The 15,430-nt window shown below is 67.0% G+C and carries 11 protein-coding genes; 7 read left to right on the top strand and 4 right to left on the bottom strand.

Translation table 11 applies throughout. The features are described from left to right. Nucleotides 1–145 precede the first annotated feature (145 nt). Together ACFRAH_RS03835 and ACFRAH_RS03830 are read left to right on the top strand one after the other, a co-directional pair. Nucleotides 146–1,189: a lactonase family protein gene (locus ACFRAH_RS03835; protein WP_377989596.1), complete on the top strand. Its 1,044-nt coding sequence runs from the start codon at nt 146–148 to the stop codon at nt 1,187–1,189. A gap of 159 nt (nt 1,190–1,348) precedes the next feature. Next, entirely contained in the window at nt 1,349–4,195 is a 2,847-nt protein-coding gene (locus ACFRAH_RS03830; RefSeq protein ID WP_377989595.1) for an alpha-amylase family glycosyl hydrolase, read from the top strand. A 37-nt stretch (nt 4,196–4,232) separates the two neighbouring features. Here ACFRAH_RS03830 and malQ read toward each other — a convergent pair whose 3' ends face one another. Both malQ and ACFRAH_RS03820 read right to left on the bottom strand, forming a co-directional pair. Beyond that, nucleotides 4,233–6,464 carry a 4-alpha-glucanotransferase gene (gene malQ / locus ACFRAH_RS03825; protein WP_377989594.1) on the bottom strand — a complete coding sequence of 744 codons (2,232 nt, stop codon included), beginning with the start codon at nt 6,462–6,464 and terminating at the stop codon, nt 4,233–4,235. A gap of 136 nt (nt 6,465–6,600) precedes the next feature. Continuing rightward, nucleotides 6,601–6,939, bottom strand: coding sequence for a hypothetical protein (locus tag ACFRAH_RS03820; protein WP_377989593.1), 339 nt, complete (start codon nt 6,937–6,939; stop codon nt 6,601–6,603). 251 nt (nt 6,940–7,190) lie between these two features. Here ACFRAH_RS03820 and ACFRAH_RS03815 point away from each other — a divergent pair, with 251 nt between their 5' ends. Beyond that, on the top strand, nt 7,191–9,848 hold the full coding sequence (locus ACFRAH_RS03815; RefSeq protein WP_377989592.1) for a GH32 C-terminal domain-containing protein: 2,658 nt from the start codon (nt 7,191–7,193) through the stop codon (nt 9,846–9,848). Nucleotides 9,849–9,868: 20 nt separating this feature from the next. On the opposite strand, the gene ACFRAH_RS03810 is transcribed toward ACFRAH_RS03815, so the two are convergent. Both ACFRAH_RS03810 and ACFRAH_RS03805 read right to left on the bottom strand, forming a co-directional pair. Then, complete coding sequence (locus ACFRAH_RS03810; protein WP_377989591.1) at nt 9,869–10,162, bottom strand: putative quinol monooxygenase; 294 nt, start codon at nt 10,160–10,162, stop codon at nt 9,869–9,871. 35 nt (nt 10,163–10,197) lie between these two features. Beyond that, nucleotides 10,198–11,196, bottom strand: coding sequence for a LacI family DNA-binding transcriptional regulator (locus ACFRAH_RS03805; protein WP_377989805.1), 999 nt, complete (start codon nt 11,194–11,196; stop codon nt 10,198–10,200). Nucleotides 11,197–11,362: 166 nt separating this feature from the next. On the opposite strand from ACFRAH_RS03805, the gene ACFRAH_RS03800 reads away from it, so the two are divergent. The 4 genes from ACFRAH_RS03800 (at nt 11,363) to ACFRAH_RS03785 (ending at nt 15,430) form a co-directional block, all read left to right on the top strand. Next, nucleotides 11,363–12,478, top strand: a complete 1,116-nt coding sequence (locus ACFRAH_RS03800; protein ID WP_377989590.1) for a substrate-binding domain-containing protein — start codon at nt 11,363–11,365, stop codon at nt 12,476–12,478. 21 nt (nt 12,479–12,499) lie between these two features. After that, nucleotides 12,500–13,546 (top strand): ABC transporter permease, encoded by a 1,047-nt coding sequence (locus ACFRAH_RS03795; protein ID WP_377989589.1) that lies wholly within the window; start codon nt 12,500–12,502, stop codon nt 13,544–13,546. After that, nucleotides 13,543–14,337, top strand: a complete 795-nt coding sequence (locus ACFRAH_RS03790) for an ATP-binding cassette domain-containing protein (RefSeq protein ID WP_377989588.1) — start codon at nt 13,543–13,545, stop codon at nt 14,335–14,337. Before ACFRAH_RS03795 ends, ACFRAH_RS03790 begins: the two co-directional genes overlap by 4 nt. A gap of 94 nt (nt 14,338–14,431) precedes the next feature. Then, nucleotides 14,432–15,430 (top strand): carbohydrate kinase, encoded by a 999-nt coding sequence (locus ACFRAH_RS03785; protein ID WP_377989587.1) that lies wholly within the window; start codon nt 14,432–14,434, stop codon nt 15,428–15,430.

Here is a 15,430-nt window from a genome sequence, read left to right as displayed (position 1 = left end):
GCCTAACCTTGACGGTGCGTGCGGCAGCGGACGGGGAGAACCCAGGCTTGCATTGCGTGAATTGTTCTCACCTCCCGGCTGGCTAAGTCGTGCAAAATTCATGTTATCCGACGCCGATTCCGGCAATTCTTGGCAGGATGGAACGATGACCCACAGCGAGAACCGCACGCTCATCTGGACCGGCTCCTACACTGCGGACAGCGGAGGGCACGGAGCTGGGATCGGAGCCGTGTCGGCCGATGCTGATGGGAACCTGACGTGGCTCGGTACAGCCGCAAAGGCGGATTCGCCGTCGTTCGTTGCTGTGCACCGGTCGCTGCCGATGGTTTACGCCGTCGGCGAGAACGCCAAAACCGTCCAGGCGTACCGGCGGCGCGGAGAGTTCGGCCTCGAAGTTGTCGGGGAACCGTGGCCGGCAGGCGAGGCTGCCTGCCACGTCACCGTCGATCCGCAGGGCAAGTTCCTGATCGTCGCCTGCTGGGGCGACGGCCAGGTATTGCTTTACGAACTGAAGGACGACGGCGGCATCGGCCGCCGCCTTCCGGCGGCACCCTCCAGCGACCCGCACCGGGACGGCCGCCCCAGCCGGGCCCACGCCAGCCTGGTCCTCGCGGACGGCCGCATCATGACCACGGACCTCGGACACGACGTCCTCCGCATATGGAACCGTGTTCCCCGGACCGGCCTGGTGCTGGACCATGAGCTGGTGCTTCCGCAGGACAGCGGGCCCCGCCACCTGGTGCAGCACCCTGATGGAACGGTTCTTGTGGTCTCCGAGTATTCCATCGAGGTCTTTGCGGCCCGTGCCGCCTCGGCCTCGGGGAAATACGAGCTGGTCGGCCGGGGTCCCGCGACGTCCGAGGGCGCCAAGGACGGTGATTCCGCCGCCGAGATTGCCTTGTCGGCGGACGGGCGGTTCGCATATGTCGGAACCCGGGGATCCAACCGCATCAGCGTGCTGGAGGTGATCTCGTCGGCAGACGGCAGTCGGCTGACCCCGATCGGCGATTTCGCCAGCGGCGGCGACTGGCCCCGTCACCACCTGGTCCGCGGCGAATGGCTGCACGTGGCCCACGAGCGGTCCCACGACATCACGACCTTCCGGCTGGACGCCTTGAGCGGTCTTCCGCAGGGCCCCGTCCACCGCCTCGTGGCGGGTTCCCCCACGGCCTTGATTATGGCAAGCTAACGGCAATCGACAAAGCCAATACAGCATCAGTCATTTCCAATACGGCTTCATCACAGGAGCTGGGGTCAGTGAACGGGCCTGTCTTGGACGAGTCGGCACCCTAACCGGTTCCGGGCTTCCCCACCCGGACAAGCAGCGTTGCTTTGCGGAAGGTCTCACATGTTCACCGTCCCTCGCCTCAATACACCGCGCCGCGCCGGCGGTCCGACAAAGCCAGCCCTCGCCACTGTCGCAGCGGCGGGCGCGCTCCTCCTGATCACCGCATCGGCCCTACCCGCCCAGGCAGTTCTGCCAACTGCAGCACCCGCCCAAACCGCAGCCGAAAACAAAAGCCCCGCGCCGCCGTCGGGCGCCAAAGCGGGTCAAAACAAAGAGGATCAGGGCGCCCATTCGCTCCGTACTCCCGTCACGGGCGAGAACTTCTACTTCGTCATGGCGGACAGATTCAGCAACGGCGACGCCGGCAACGACGACGGCGGGCTGGGACCGGATCCGATGGTCTCCGGCTTCGACCCCACCCGCAAGGGCTTCTACAACGGCGGGGACCTGAACGGCCTGCTCAACAAAATCGACTACATCCAGGGGCTCGGGACCACCGCGATCTGGCTGACACCGAGCTTCAAAAACAAGGCTGTCCAGCCCGAGGACAACTCGGCCGGCTACCACGGCTACTGGGTCACGGACTTCACCCAGATCGATCCGCATCTGGGCACCAACGCCGAACTGAAAGCGCTGATCGACGAGGCACACGCGCGCGGCATGAAGGTGTACTTCGACATCATCACCAACCACACCGCGGACGTCATCGGCTACAAGGAGGGCGCCCGCACCGGCTATGTCTCCAAGGACAAGGAGCCGTACCGCACCGCCTCGGGCGAACCCTTCGACGACCGGGACTTCGCCGGCCGGGCTGACTTCCCCACGCTCGACGCCGGGACCTCCTTCCCGTACACGCCTGTGCTGGATCCGGCCGAACAGAACCTCAAGGTCCCGGCCTGGCTCAACGACCCGACGCTGTACCACAACCGCGGCGACACCACCTTCGCTGGAGAAAACTCCTTCTACGGCGACTTCTTCGGCCTGGACGACCTGTTCACCGAGCACCCCGCCGTCGTGGCCGGCATGACGGACATCTACGAGACGTGGATCCGGGACTTCGGCGTGGACGGTTTCCGCATCGACACCATGAAGCACGTCAACGACGAGTTCTGGCAGAAGTTCGGGCCGGAGGTCCTCGCATATGCCAGGGAGCACGGCAAGGACGAGTTCTTCATGTTCGGCGAGGTCTTCGACACGTCCAAGAGCTTCACGAGCCAGTTCACCACCCGCAACAAAATGCAGGCCGTGCTCGACTTCCCCTTCCAGGATGCGGCGCGGAACTTCGCCTCAAAGAGCCAGGACGCGAAGCAGCTTGAGGACTTCTTCGCCGCAGACGACTGGTACACCGATGCGGACTCCAACGTCTACCAGCTGCCCACCTTCCTGGGGAACCATGACATGGGCCGGATCGGCAGTTTCATCAGTGCGGACAACCCTGACGCGGACGACGCCGAACGTGTTGCCCGCGACGAACTCGCCCATGAGCTGATGTACTTTTCCCGCGGAAACCCGGTGGTCTACTACGGCGACGAGCAGGGCTTCACGGGTCCCGGCGGAGACCAGGACGCCCGCCAGACGCTGTTCGCCAGCAAGGTGCCCGACTACCTCGATGATGACCTGCTCGGCACGGACGCCACCCATGCCACCGACAACTTCAACACCGGGCACCCCCTGTACGCCAAGATCAGCGAGCTCGCGGCGCTGGCCAGGGAGCACCCGGCCCTCCGCGACGGCGCCCACCAGAGCAGGTACGCCTCGGACGGGCCCGGCATTTATGCGTTTTCCCGCACGGGCGCCAAGGACCAGCGCGAGTACGTGGTGGCAGTGAACAACAGCGAGGAACCGCAGACCGCCGCTGTTCCCACTTACATCGCCAAGCGCAATTACAGCCTCATCTACGGCGACGCCGCCGAGAACTCCAAGACCTCCGCCGACGGCAAGCTGACGGTGACGGTCCCGCCGCTGTCCGCCGTCGTCTACCAGTCCTCCGGCAGGATCCCCCGTGAGAAAACGGCGCCCGCTGTCGCGCTGCAGGCCCCAGCCTCCGCCGCGGCCACGGCCACGTCCTCCGGGGACAACGGCCGCATCCAGGTCACGGCCGACGTCGACGGCACCTCCTTCTACGAGGTCACCTTCGAGGCCAGGACACCGGGCGGCCGGTGGGAGCGTGTGGGCACCGACGACACCGCACCCTACCGCGTCTTCCACGACGTCTCGGGGCTCACCCCCGGCACTGCGGTGGAGTACCGTGCGGTCGTCCTGAACAACGCGGGGCGCACATCGGTCAGCGTGCCCCGGTCCGCCGTGGTGCCGGACCCGGTGCTGACCATACAGCAGCCTGCCGAGGGCAGCACCGTCCAAGGCAACGTGGAGGTGGTGGCAACGGCGGATCCGGAGAAGGCCAGCCACGTGGTGCGCTTTGAGCGCAGCCTCGCGGGCGGACCGTGGACGGCCATCGGTGCCGACGATGACTCGTCTCCGGCCTACACCGTGACTGACGATCTCGCGGCCTTGGGCCTCGCCGACGGAACAGAGGTGCGGTACCGCGCCAAGCTCAGCGGATCAAGCGTGGTGAGCAATGTGCGGACGGTGACGGTGGGTGCCGCGCCACAGCCCGATTCGGTCACCGTGGCGGGCAGCCTGAACAGCGAGATGGGCTGCCCGGATGACTGGCAGCCCGCGTGCCAGGCGGCGTTCATGGCCTTCGATCCGGCTGACCGCCTGTGGAAACTCACGGCCGATCTGCCGGCCGGGCAGTACGAGTTCAAGGCCGCCATCAACGGCTCCTGGGACGAGAACTACGGCCAGGACGGCGCTCCGAACGGCTCCAATATCGTGCTGAACCACGACGGCGGCCCTGTCACCTTCCGGTACGACCACACCACGCACGTGATTACTGCGGGCTGAACCTGCCCCCGAGGCCCGTACCATCAGGAACGGGGCATCACTGCTGCATGGCCTCCTCGACCGCCGCGAGCAGGGAGTTGAACCTGTCGTCTTCCGCCAGGGCGTCGATCAGCACGGGGTCACCGTCCGAATTGGCCAGCGGCACCTGCCAGTTGGGGTACTGGGCCGAGGTGGTCCCGGGCTGGTTCTGCACGCGGCGTTCGCCGACCGCGTCCACGAGCGCCACGCCGAGAAGGACCGACGGAGTCTGTGCGAGCAGGCGGTGCAGCGCCTCGATCCGGTCCTGTTCGCTGCCGGCGTCGCCGGCGGGCAGCAGGCCCCGCTGCCTGAGCAGGTCCATCATTTTCTCCAGCTTGGCGTTGTGCTCCAGGCGCTCGTCCTCGGCCGAGCGCTGCAGCAGCCCCAGCTCGTTGCGCAGCGTCACGTGGTCCCCGGCAAGGTAACCGGCCGTGGGCGGGAGGTCGTGGGTGTTGACGCTGGAGAGCGCCTGCAGCCGGTACTGTTCGGGCGGCAGCGGCGCGTCGCCGTCGTTCTCGAACCACAGGATCGAGGTGCCCAGGATGCCCCGCGCTGCGAGGTAATCCCGGACCCACGGCTCAAAGGTGCCAAGGTCCTCGCCGATCACCACGGCCCCGGCACGGTGCGCCTCCAGGGCGAGGATGCCGATCATGGCGTCGTGGTCGAACCGGACGTAGGCGCCGTCCGCCGGCGAGTTTCCTTCGGGCACCCACCAGAGCCGGAAGAAGCCGAGGATGTGGTCCACCCGGATGCCGCCCGAGTGCCGGAGCACCGTGGCGAGCATCTCCCGGAACGGCTTGTAGCCGGCCTCGGCCAGGCGGGTGGGGTGCCACGGCGGCTGGTGCCAGTCCTGTCCCAGCTGGTTGTACATGTCCGGCGGCGCACCGACACTGACGCCGGGCGCGAGAACGCTGCGCAGCGTCCAGGCGTCGGAGCTCTGGAGGTCCGCGCCGACGGCGAGGTCGTTGACCACACCCAGGCGCATGCCGGCCTTGAGGGAGGCCTGCTGGGCGGATTCGAGCTGCTCGTCGCAGAGCCACTGCAGCCAGCGGTGGAACTCGATCCGCTCTGCCAGCTCGCCCCTCAGCTTCTCCGCGAAAGGCGAGCCGAGCGCGGCCGACGGGTCGGTCCAAAACGGGTCATCGGCGTCGAGGTCCTCGCGGACGGCGCACCAGAGGGCAAAGTCGTCCAGGCCGGCGCCGGCCCTGCGGCAGTACTCCTCGAACGCCAGCTGCCGCGACGGCGAACGGCGGACCCCAAAGACCAGCTCGAGGGCTGCCAGCTTGGCCGAATAGACCTTGTCCCGGTCAAGCCGCGTGGCGTCCTTGTTCAGCTTCCGCGCCTGCTTCATGAGGCTGTGGACAACGGACTGCTTCTTCGGCTTCAGGTAGGCCAGCTCGGGGATGGCTTCGATCCGGAGGTACAGCGGGTTGAAGAACCGGCGGGTCGACGGCGAATAGGGTGACGGTTCCAGCGGCGGCACGGGATCGGCCGCGTGCAGGGGATTCACCAGCACGTAGTCGGCCCCGCGTGCGCCGGCAACCGCCGCCAGTTCGGCGAGGTCGGCAAAGTCGCCCACGCCCCAGGAGCGTTTGGAACGGACGGAGTACAGCTGCGTCGCCAGCCCCCAGCCCCTGCGCTGTTCCAGGCCGGCAGCGGTGGCCAGCCGGGCGGGGGTCACCACCAGCGTGGACTCGGCAGAAACTCCTGCCGCCTCCGCGTGCAGGGTGTGCCAGCCCAGGCCGGTGTTCTGGGGCACGGCAAATGTGGCGCGGCCCGTCAGGACGCCGTCAACCTCCCGGGGCTCCACCCATTCGTCATCCTGGACCGCGTCCAGCCGCCGCCCGTCCTCGGTGACGGCCCAGACACGGACGGGTGAACCGTGCGGGACATGGACGAACACCTGCCCCGGTGTCCCCTCCTGAAGCACGACGGCGGGCGGCAGCATCCGGCGCCAGGGCGCCAGTTCCGCCTCGGCCAGCTCGTGCTCGATGAGCTGGTCAGTGTGGGCGTTGACCCCCAGCGCGGCCAGGACGCGGACCAGGGTACCGGCCGCGACCTCATGCGGATTCCCGTCCCACCCCTGGTAGGTGGTGCCCACGCCGTACGCCTCAGCCAGCCAGCGCAGCAGTTCGGGATTGACGGCGGTGCCGGCCGCCGATGCCCCGTCGGCGGGCGTCGTTTTGGAGGAAGAACTCTTGGGGGAACGTGCCTCAGGGGAAATCGCGTGCTGCTGGCTGGGAGCCTTCATATGTCCGCCTCGTCTGCTGTCATCGGCCCGAAACTACGCTGCTGCCCGTCGCGGCCGGCCGCTTTCAGCGCCCCCCGCAACTGCTGGTTCCGATTATTGCAGGCTGCGCTGGTTCCCGGACTCAGCCCACAGCGACTCAGGCGGCAGCGCAGGCCTTCTGCAGCTCACGGACCGAGTCGCTGGGAACCTGGTCGCCGGACTGCGCGATCGCCTTCAGTGGGCCGGTGATTTCAGCCGGAACTCCTGCCGTCTCGGCGCCGGACACAAGGCCCGCGAGCGCGGCCTTGTCCGAGGCGCTCACCAGGCCGTCCTCGATCACTTTGCAGATCTGGCCCTTCACCTGCTCGGCCGCCGCGTTGGCGGCCTGGGACACCGCCGAGCTCGCCGCGTTCTTGGCTGCCTCCTCCGCCTGGGCGCAGCCCGCCAGCAGTACAACGGCGGGGAGCAAGGACATGGCGAGGAGGCTGCGTTTCATGTTTCCACCCTAACAACGGCGCTCCGGGCGAACCCCGCCGACGCGGGTTTGACAACGGTGTCTCTTGATTCCAGACGGCCATAGCCGGCCGGAACGAGGCCCACCAACGAGGCCCACTGGAACGGCGGAAAATCCGTTGACTTGTCCTGTGGACATCCCCTAGCGTTCCACTCACTGACAACGTTGTCTACCCGCCCGCGAGTTTCAGTCACGGGCAGAAGGCACGCGCGATGAAGGGCGACACCAGCACAATGCACCAGAGAAAATTCGGCAGACTACAGCTATGTACCGCACTGACAGTGGCCGGTCTCAGCCTTGCTGCGGTACTTGGCGGAGCAGGTACCGCAACGGCGGCGGACCTTACCAGCAACGAGCAGTTCCGGCCGGCCTACCATTTCACGCCGCAGCAGAACTGGATGAATGATCCCAACGGGATGGTCTTCTACAAGGGCGTCTACCACCTCTATTTCCAGCACAATCCGTCCGGCAACCAGTGGGGCAACATGTCCTGGGGACACGCCACGTCAACGGACCTGGTTCACTGGAAGGAGCAACCTCTGGCGATCGCCACCGACGACCAGCAGGACATCTTCTCCGGCAGCGTCGTGGTGGACAAGAACAACACCTCAGGCCTGGGCACGGCCGAGAACCCGCCCATGGTGGCGGTCTTCACCAGCGCCTACAAGGACGCCTCGCCGTACAAAGGGCTGCAGGCGCAGTCCCTCGCCTACAGCGTGGACGAGGGCAAGACCTGGACCAAGTACAGCGGCAACCCTGTGCTCAACCGCAACTCGGCGAACTTCCGCGACCCGAAGGTGTTTTGGTACGACTCCCCCGGCGGAGGCGGCTACTGGGTGATGGCCGCCGTCGAGGCCACGGAGCACAAGGTGGTGCTGTACAAGTCCGGCAACCTCAAAGACTGGACGCAGCTCAGCGAGTTCGGCCCGGCGAACGCCACGGGCGGCCTCTGGGAGTGCCCCGACCTGTTCCCGCTGGCCGTCGACGGCGACCCCGCGAACGTCAAGTGGGTGATGGTGGTCAACATCAACCCCGGAGGTGTGGCCGGCGGCTCGGCAGGGCAGTACTTCGTGGGCAATTTCGACGGCACCAGCTTCACGTCGGAGACCACGAAGCCAGCCGGCGCGCTGCCCGCGGGCACTTCTCTGGCGGGCTTCAACGATGGCACATACAACGGCTGGACGGTCAGCAACGAACCCGGCAACCCGAAGGACGGGCCGTTCGCCGGCGCTCCCGCGGCCGGCACCCTCGAGGGGCAGAATGGTGTCTCCGGCTTCGTCGGCGCGGGCCTGGTCAACTCATTCAACGACGGCGACTGGCCGGTGGGGTCCATGGACTCGCCGGAGTTTACGGTGGACAGCGATTACCTGAACTTCCTGGTGGGCGGCGGCCAGCACCCGCGGGTCTCGGAGAAGCTGGACAACACCCCGCCGCCGGGGGACCTGCTGTTCAACGGCTTTGAGGTCCCGGACGGCTCCACGCTGGCCGACGCCGGGTGGACAGGGACCGGGGATCTGGAACCCCTGTTCCAACCGGCAACCTCCGGCGGCGACTTCTATATCGGCGCCAAACGGATCAACACGTTTGAGACGGGCGGCGCACCCGGTGACGACAGGCAGGGAACCCTGACGTCGCCGTCGTTCACGGTAACCCGGAACTTCATGAGCATGCTGGTGGGCGGCGGACACCGCGCAGCAGGCTCCGGCCAGACGCTGGAAGTCCAGCTGCTGGTGAATGGCAACGTGGTGCGCAGCCTCGCCGGGGACGACGCCGGCGCCCTGAACTGGAAGGGCTGGGACGTGTCCGAATTCGCGGGGCAGCAGGCGCAGCTGCGGATCGTGGACCAGGCCACCGGCGGCTGGGGACACCTCACCCTGGACCATGTCATGCTGACCGACCAGGCCGCCGTGCCGCGTTCCGATGAGACCACGGTCAACCTGGTGGTGGACGGCAGGGTGGTCAGGACTGTCACCGGCGCCAACAGCGAAGTGCTGGACTGGGCGTCGTGGAACGTTTCCGAGTTCCGGGGGCGGCAGGCGAGCATCCGCGTGGTGGACAACAACCGCTTCGGCTGGGGCCACATCCTGGCGGATGAGTTCACCGCCTCGCCGCGGCCGGCCACGCCTCGGGTCCAGACCTACGACTGGCTGGACTACGGCCGGGACTACTACGCGTCCGTGTCCTTCAACAACATGCCCTCGAACATGCGCATCATGCTGGGCTGGATGAACAACTGGGACTACGCCAACAACATTCCCACCTCGCCCTGGCGCAGCGCCATGTCGCTGCCCCGTGAGGTGGCCCTGACGCAGACGGCCAGCGGTCCGCGGCTGACGCAGAAGGCCGTCCAACAGGTGGATGGCCTCGGCACAAAGGAAAGCTACGCCGAAAAGCGGGCCCGCAGCATTCCGGCCGGCACGCACGCGCTGCCGGCCGCAGCCGCGGGCGACGTGCAGCGGATCGATGTGACCTTCTCCCCCGGATCAGCGTCCAAGGCGGGGATCACCGTGCTGGGGAACGGCAGCAAGTCGACGGTCATCGGCTACGACAAGGCAGCCGGGGAACTATACGTGGACAGGAGCAACTCCGGCATGACGGACTTCCATCCGCTCTTCGTCTCGGTTGACTCCGCCCCCGTGTCCGTGGACGCCAGCGGCAACGTGACGCTGCGGATCTATGTGGACCGGTCCTCGGTGGAGGTGTTCGCCCAGAACGGTCTGCGGACCATCACGGACCAGGTCTTCCCCGAACCGGCCCCGTTCCAGCAGGACGCCAACCGGGTGGCGCTCTTTGCCGAAGGCGGCACCGCCCGGCTGAAGTCGCTGTCGGTCACCCCGCTCAGCCAGTCCATGTTCCAGGCAGCCAAGCGGCAGGACAGGAACGGGAAGTAAGAGTGCAGGCTGCAGCCGGTTCAGTGGACCGGCTGCAGCCAGGTCAGCACCGAGCCGTCCTCCTCGATGTGGTCCACGAGTTCCCCGTTGAACCGGGCGCCGTAGTCGGCGGTGATGTGTTCCTGGAAGGCTGCGGCGTCCTGGTACACCTCGAACACGAAATACTCCCGGGGGTTGCTTTCCCGGGTGTACGGCAGGAAGAGCTGATTGCCCGGCTCGCTGCGAACCTGTTCGGTGAGTTCGCGCATCATTTCGGCAACCCGGGCCTCGCTGCCGGGCTTGACGGTGAATTCGGCGTAGAGCGTCTTGGTCATGATTCTCCTGTCGGGGTGGGTTTGGTAGCAGGGGCTTATTCAGTCGGCCGGATTTCGCCGGACCCGCGGACAATGAGCTCGGAAGGAACCACATAGGTCTCCGGGGCACTCTGGTCGCCGTCGATCCGGGCCAGCAGGCGTTCGGCAGCCAGTTTTCCGATCCGCTCGGGGTGCTGCGCAATCACGGTGACGCCCGGTTCCATCATGTCCGCGAGGGTGAAGTCGTCGAAGCCAACGAGGGCAACGCGCTTGTTCAGGCCCAGCTCCTTCAAGGCCCGCATGACACCGAACGTCACCAGGTTCTGGCTCGAGAAGATGGCCGTGGGCGGGTCTTCGGCCCTGAGCAGCTCCAGGGTGGCCAGGCGCGCTGACTCCTCGTCGTGGAGCCCTTCGCGGACCGGAACCGCGGACGTGGGTATCCCCGCCCGGCCAAGTTCCTCGACGAACCCGCGGCGCCGTTCGCGGGCCGTCTGGATATCGGCGCGGTCACCCATATATGCGATCCGCGTGTGGCCGTGCGCGATCAGGTGGGCCGCCGCCCTGGCGGCGCCGACGGCGTTGTCCGTCACCACGGCGTCAGCCTCGATGCCCACCGGTTCGCGGTCGATGAACACGATCGGCAGGTCCCGGGAATGTTCCGGAATGACGTACGCCTGGCTCTTGGCGATGGGCGTGAGCACCAGCCCGTCCACGCGCCTGCCCAGGAAGGCAGTCACCAGGGCTTTCTCCCGCTCGGCGTCGTCGTCGAGGCTGGCGGCGAAGACCGCGATTCCCCGGGCCGCGAGGGCGTCCTCCATGGCGCGGTGTATCTCGCTGCTGAACGGGTTGGCGACACTCGGCAGCAGTAGCCCGATGGAAAGCGTCTGGCGGCCGGCGCGCCGCAGGCTGCCCGCCGCCATGTCCAGCTGGTAGTTCAGCTGCTGCGAGGCGCCAAGGACACGCTGCCGGGTGGCTTCCGAGACGCCAGGCTCATCGTTCATTACGCGGGACACAGTCTTGATCCCGACGCCTGCCAACGCCGCGACGTGGCGCATGGTGGGGCGGCTCTTGGCCCCCTCGGCCTGGTAACGATTAGACATCGTTGTCATCAATCCGCCCTTCATCATTGCATTTGCCTTGACTCTACCCTGTGACATTGATTACATGATGCCTGACATCGTTGTCAGGCATGCTCAGATGCCACAACCCGGAGGAGATTCAATGTTGAGTTCCACAGCCCCGCGGACAGTCACCCACCGCCTGCTCGCCATCGGCGCAGTCCTTACTCTCGGCACGCTCAGCCTCACCGCCTGCGGCGGAAGTTCCACCGCCACCACCACCGGCGGCTCCTCGTCCGAAAAGGTCGGCGTCTCGCTGATCGTGAAGACCACGTCCAACCCCTTCTTCGTTTCCATGCAGGACGGAGCCAAGAAGGCGGCGGAGGCGGACGGCGTCGACCTCAAGCTCGCGGCCGGAAAGGCCGACGGCGATGAGGACACCCAGATCCAGGCCATCGAAAACGCTATTTCCAAGGGCGACAAAGGCATCCTGATCACGCCCAACGGCCCGTCCGTGGTCGACGCGCTGAAGAAGGCCAAGGACGCAGGCCTGTTCGTCATCGCGCTGGACACCCCGCCGGACCCCGCAGACGCTGCGGACATCACCTTCGCCACAGACAACTTCGCCGCCGGCGAGCTGATCGGCAAGTGGACGGCCGCCCAGCTGGGCGGCAAGAAGGCCACTATCGCCCTCGTGGACCTGTTCGACGACAAGGTGGTCTCGGTGGACTACAACCGCGACCAGGGCTTCCTCGCCGGGCTTGGCATCGACACCGCGGACAAGAAGAAGAACGGCGACGAGGCCAAGACCGGCAAGTACACGGGCGGCAAGGGCGGCGACTACGAGATCGTCGGCAGCCAGGCATCGCAGGGTGCCGAGGACGGCGGACGCACCGCGATGGAGACCCTGCTCGCCAAGAACCCGAACATCAACGTCGTCTACACCATCAACGAGCCGGCAGCCGCCGGTGCTTTCGAGGCCCTGAAGTCGGCCGGCAAGGAAAAGGACGTCCTGGTGGTCTCGGTGGACGGAGGCTGCACCGGCGTCAACAATGTCAAGTCCGGCATCATCGGCGCCACCGCCCAGCAGTACCCGGTCAAGATGGCCGAGCTCGGCGTCAAGGCCATCGTCGACCTCGCCAAGACCGGCCAGAAGCCGTCCAACTCCGAGGGCCTGGACTTCTTCAACACCGGCGTGGAGCTCGTGACGGACAAGGCTGCCGACGGCGTCAAGAGCATCACGACGTCGGAAGCTTCCCAGATCTGCTGGGGCAAGTAACCGGACATGACAGGAGCGAACATGACCCAGCAACAGACAGCAGGCCCGCCCGCCACCGGCCATGCCGACCTTGCCGAGGAATTCCTCGACCGCCAGACACCACTCAGCCGCATCCGCAACGTCCTGCACCGGTACCCTGCACTCAGTCCCGCCATCGTGCTGCTCGTGGCGGTGGTGATCTTCGGGCTACTCAACGACCGGTTCCTGCGGTTCGAAAACCTCTCCCTGATCACCCAGCAGGTCTCGGTGGTGGGAACGCTGGCGATCGCGCAAACCCTCATCATCCTCACCGCGGGAATCGACCTCTCCGTGGGCGCCGTCATGATCCTCTCGTCCATGGTGGTGGCGCAGCTGGCGGTGGGCGGCGGCCTTCCCGGCCCGCTCGCCCTGCTGACCGGCCTGGTAGTGGGCCTGGGGGCGGGCGCCCTCAACGGTTTCCTCGTCACCCGGTTCAAGCTTCCGCCGTTCATCGTCACCCTCGGAACCCTGAACATCTTCATCGCCGTCACCCTGCTGTACTCCGGCGGTTCCACCGTCCGAGGGTCCAACATGCCGGGCCTGCTCACCTGGACCGGAAGCACGTTCCCGCTGGGCCCGGTCCGCATCTCCACCGGCGTGATCATGATGCTCCTGCTCTACGGCGCTGTTGCCTTCATCCTGGGCAAGACAGCGTGGGGCCGGCACGTCTACGCCGTCGGGGATGACAAGGAAGCTGCGCGCCTGGCCGGCATTCCCGTCAACCGCGTCCTCATGAGCGTCTACCTGGCTGCCGGGGCCGTGCTGGCCATCGGCGCCTGGCTCCAGATCGGCCGCACCAACGCGGCCAGCCCCAACGCCGGCGTGGACCTCAACCTCGACTCCATCACCGCCGTCGTGATTGGCGGCACCAGCCTCTTCGGCGGCCGCGGCTCCGTCTGGGGATCCCTTCTCGGGGCGCTGATCGTCGGGGTGTTCCGCAACGGCCTCTCGCTGGCGGGACTCGACGTGCTGTACCAGACCCTCGCCGTGGGCGTCCTCATCATCCTCGCTGTGTCCATCGACCAGTGGATCCGAAAGGTGAAATCATGACCGCCACTGAAACCCAGCCGTCCGGCACGGCGGTTCGGCAGCCGATCCTGCAGGCCAGGAACCTCGTCAAAACCTTCGGACGCGTCGTCGGCCTCGACGGCGTCAGCCTGGACCTCTACCCGGGCGAAGTGCTGGCGGTCATCGGCGACAACGGCGCAGGCAAGTCCACCCTCATCAAGTGCCTCACCGGCGCCGAGGTGCCAGACTCAGGCGAGCTGAAGGTGTCCGGGCAGACAGTGCACTTCAAGCGGCCGCAGGACGCCCGCGCCCACGGCATCGAAACCGTCTACCAGAACCTCGCGGTATCACCCGCGCTGGACGTCGCCTCCAACCTGTTTCTCGGCCGTGAAGAACGGCTGGCCGGCCCGCTGGGCAAGCTCTTCCGCGTCCTGGACACCAAGGGCATGCGCCGCAAGGCCAAGGAGGAACTGACCCGGCTGGGCATTTCCACCCTGCAGGACGTCACGGTCCCGGTGGAAAACCTGTCCGGCGGCCAGCGCCAGGCGGTGGCCGTGGCCCGTGCCGCGGCGTTCGGTTCCAAGGTGGTTGTCCTCGATGAGCCGACGGCGGCACTCGGCGTCCGGGAATCGAACCAGGTCCTGCAGTTGGTCCGGGACCTCCGGGACAGGGGCCTGCCGGTCATCCTGATCAGCCACAACATGCCGCATGTCTTCGACGTGGCGGACCGCATCCACATCCAGCGGCTCGGGAAGTGCGCGGCCACCATCACGCCACAGTCGCACAGCATGACCGACGCCGTGGCGATCATGACGGGCGCTGCCACAGCCTGAACCCAGCGCCACCAAAGCAGCACCCGAAAGCCCAGCACCAACCCCCGTCCGCGGGCCGCAGCCGGCCCGCGGACAGCTCCATGAAAGGCCCACCGTGATCCCAACCTCCAACCCCGGAACCGCCAACGCAGGAACTGCTGACTCGGCAACCCGCGCAGCAACGCCGGAAGTCATCGTCATCGGTGAAGCGCTGGTGGACGTCGTCGCCTCTGCGGAGGGTGCCGTTGAGCACCCGGGCGGATCGCCGGCAAACGTTGCCTACGGCCTGGGCCTGCTCGGCATCCGGACCGCGCTTCTCACCTCCATCGGCGACGACGACCGCGGGCGGGCCATCGAAGCGCACCTGCAGCGCGCCGGCGTCGCGCTGCTCCCTGGCTCCAGGACACCGGGACGGACGGCCAGCGCCACCGCGACGCTGGGCGCAGACGGCTCCGCAACCTACGACTTCGACATCCACTGGGAATTGCCGCCGGTGGCCCCGGTATCCCTTCCCAAGGTCCTCCACACCGGTTCGATCGCGACCTTCCTGGCTCCGGGGGCGGCAGCAGTCAGGACCCTCTTGGAGCAGGCACACCGCGAGTGCGTGGTCACCTACGATCCCAACATCCGCCCCGCACTCCTCGGCAGCCAGGCTGAGGCCCGGACCATCTTCGAAGACCTGGTCCCGCTCACCGACGTGGTCAAGCTGAGCGACGAGGACGCCAGGTGGCTGTACCCGGACCTGCATCTCGAGGACACCGCAGCACGGATCCTGGGGCTGGGGGCGGGGCTCGCGGTGGTCACCCGCGGTTCTGAGGGATCACTGCTGGCTACTCCGGAGCTGCAGCTGGTGGTCCCGGCCGTCCGGTCCGCTGTGGCCGACACCATCGGCGCCGGCGATTCCTACATGGCGGCGCTGATCTACGGACTGCTTGCGCGGGGAACCGACGGCCTGGCGCCGGCCGTGCTGGAAACCTTGGGACGCACCGCCTCGAAGGCCGCCGCGATCACCGTGCGCCGTCCCGGAGCCAATCCGCCCACGGCGGCCGAGCTCCTGGCGGACCTGCCTGAGGACAGTATGCCCGGCCAGATGGCGGTGCCCGCCGTACACTGA

The sequence above is a fragment of the Arthrobacter sp. NPDC056727 genome, from assembly GCF_042790555.1.
GTDB lineage: Bacteria > Actinomycetota > Actinomycetes > Actinomycetales > Micrococcaceae > Arthrobacter.
Note: the sequence above shows the minus strand (reverse complement) of the source record. Positions and strands in the feature narration are given on the sequence as shown.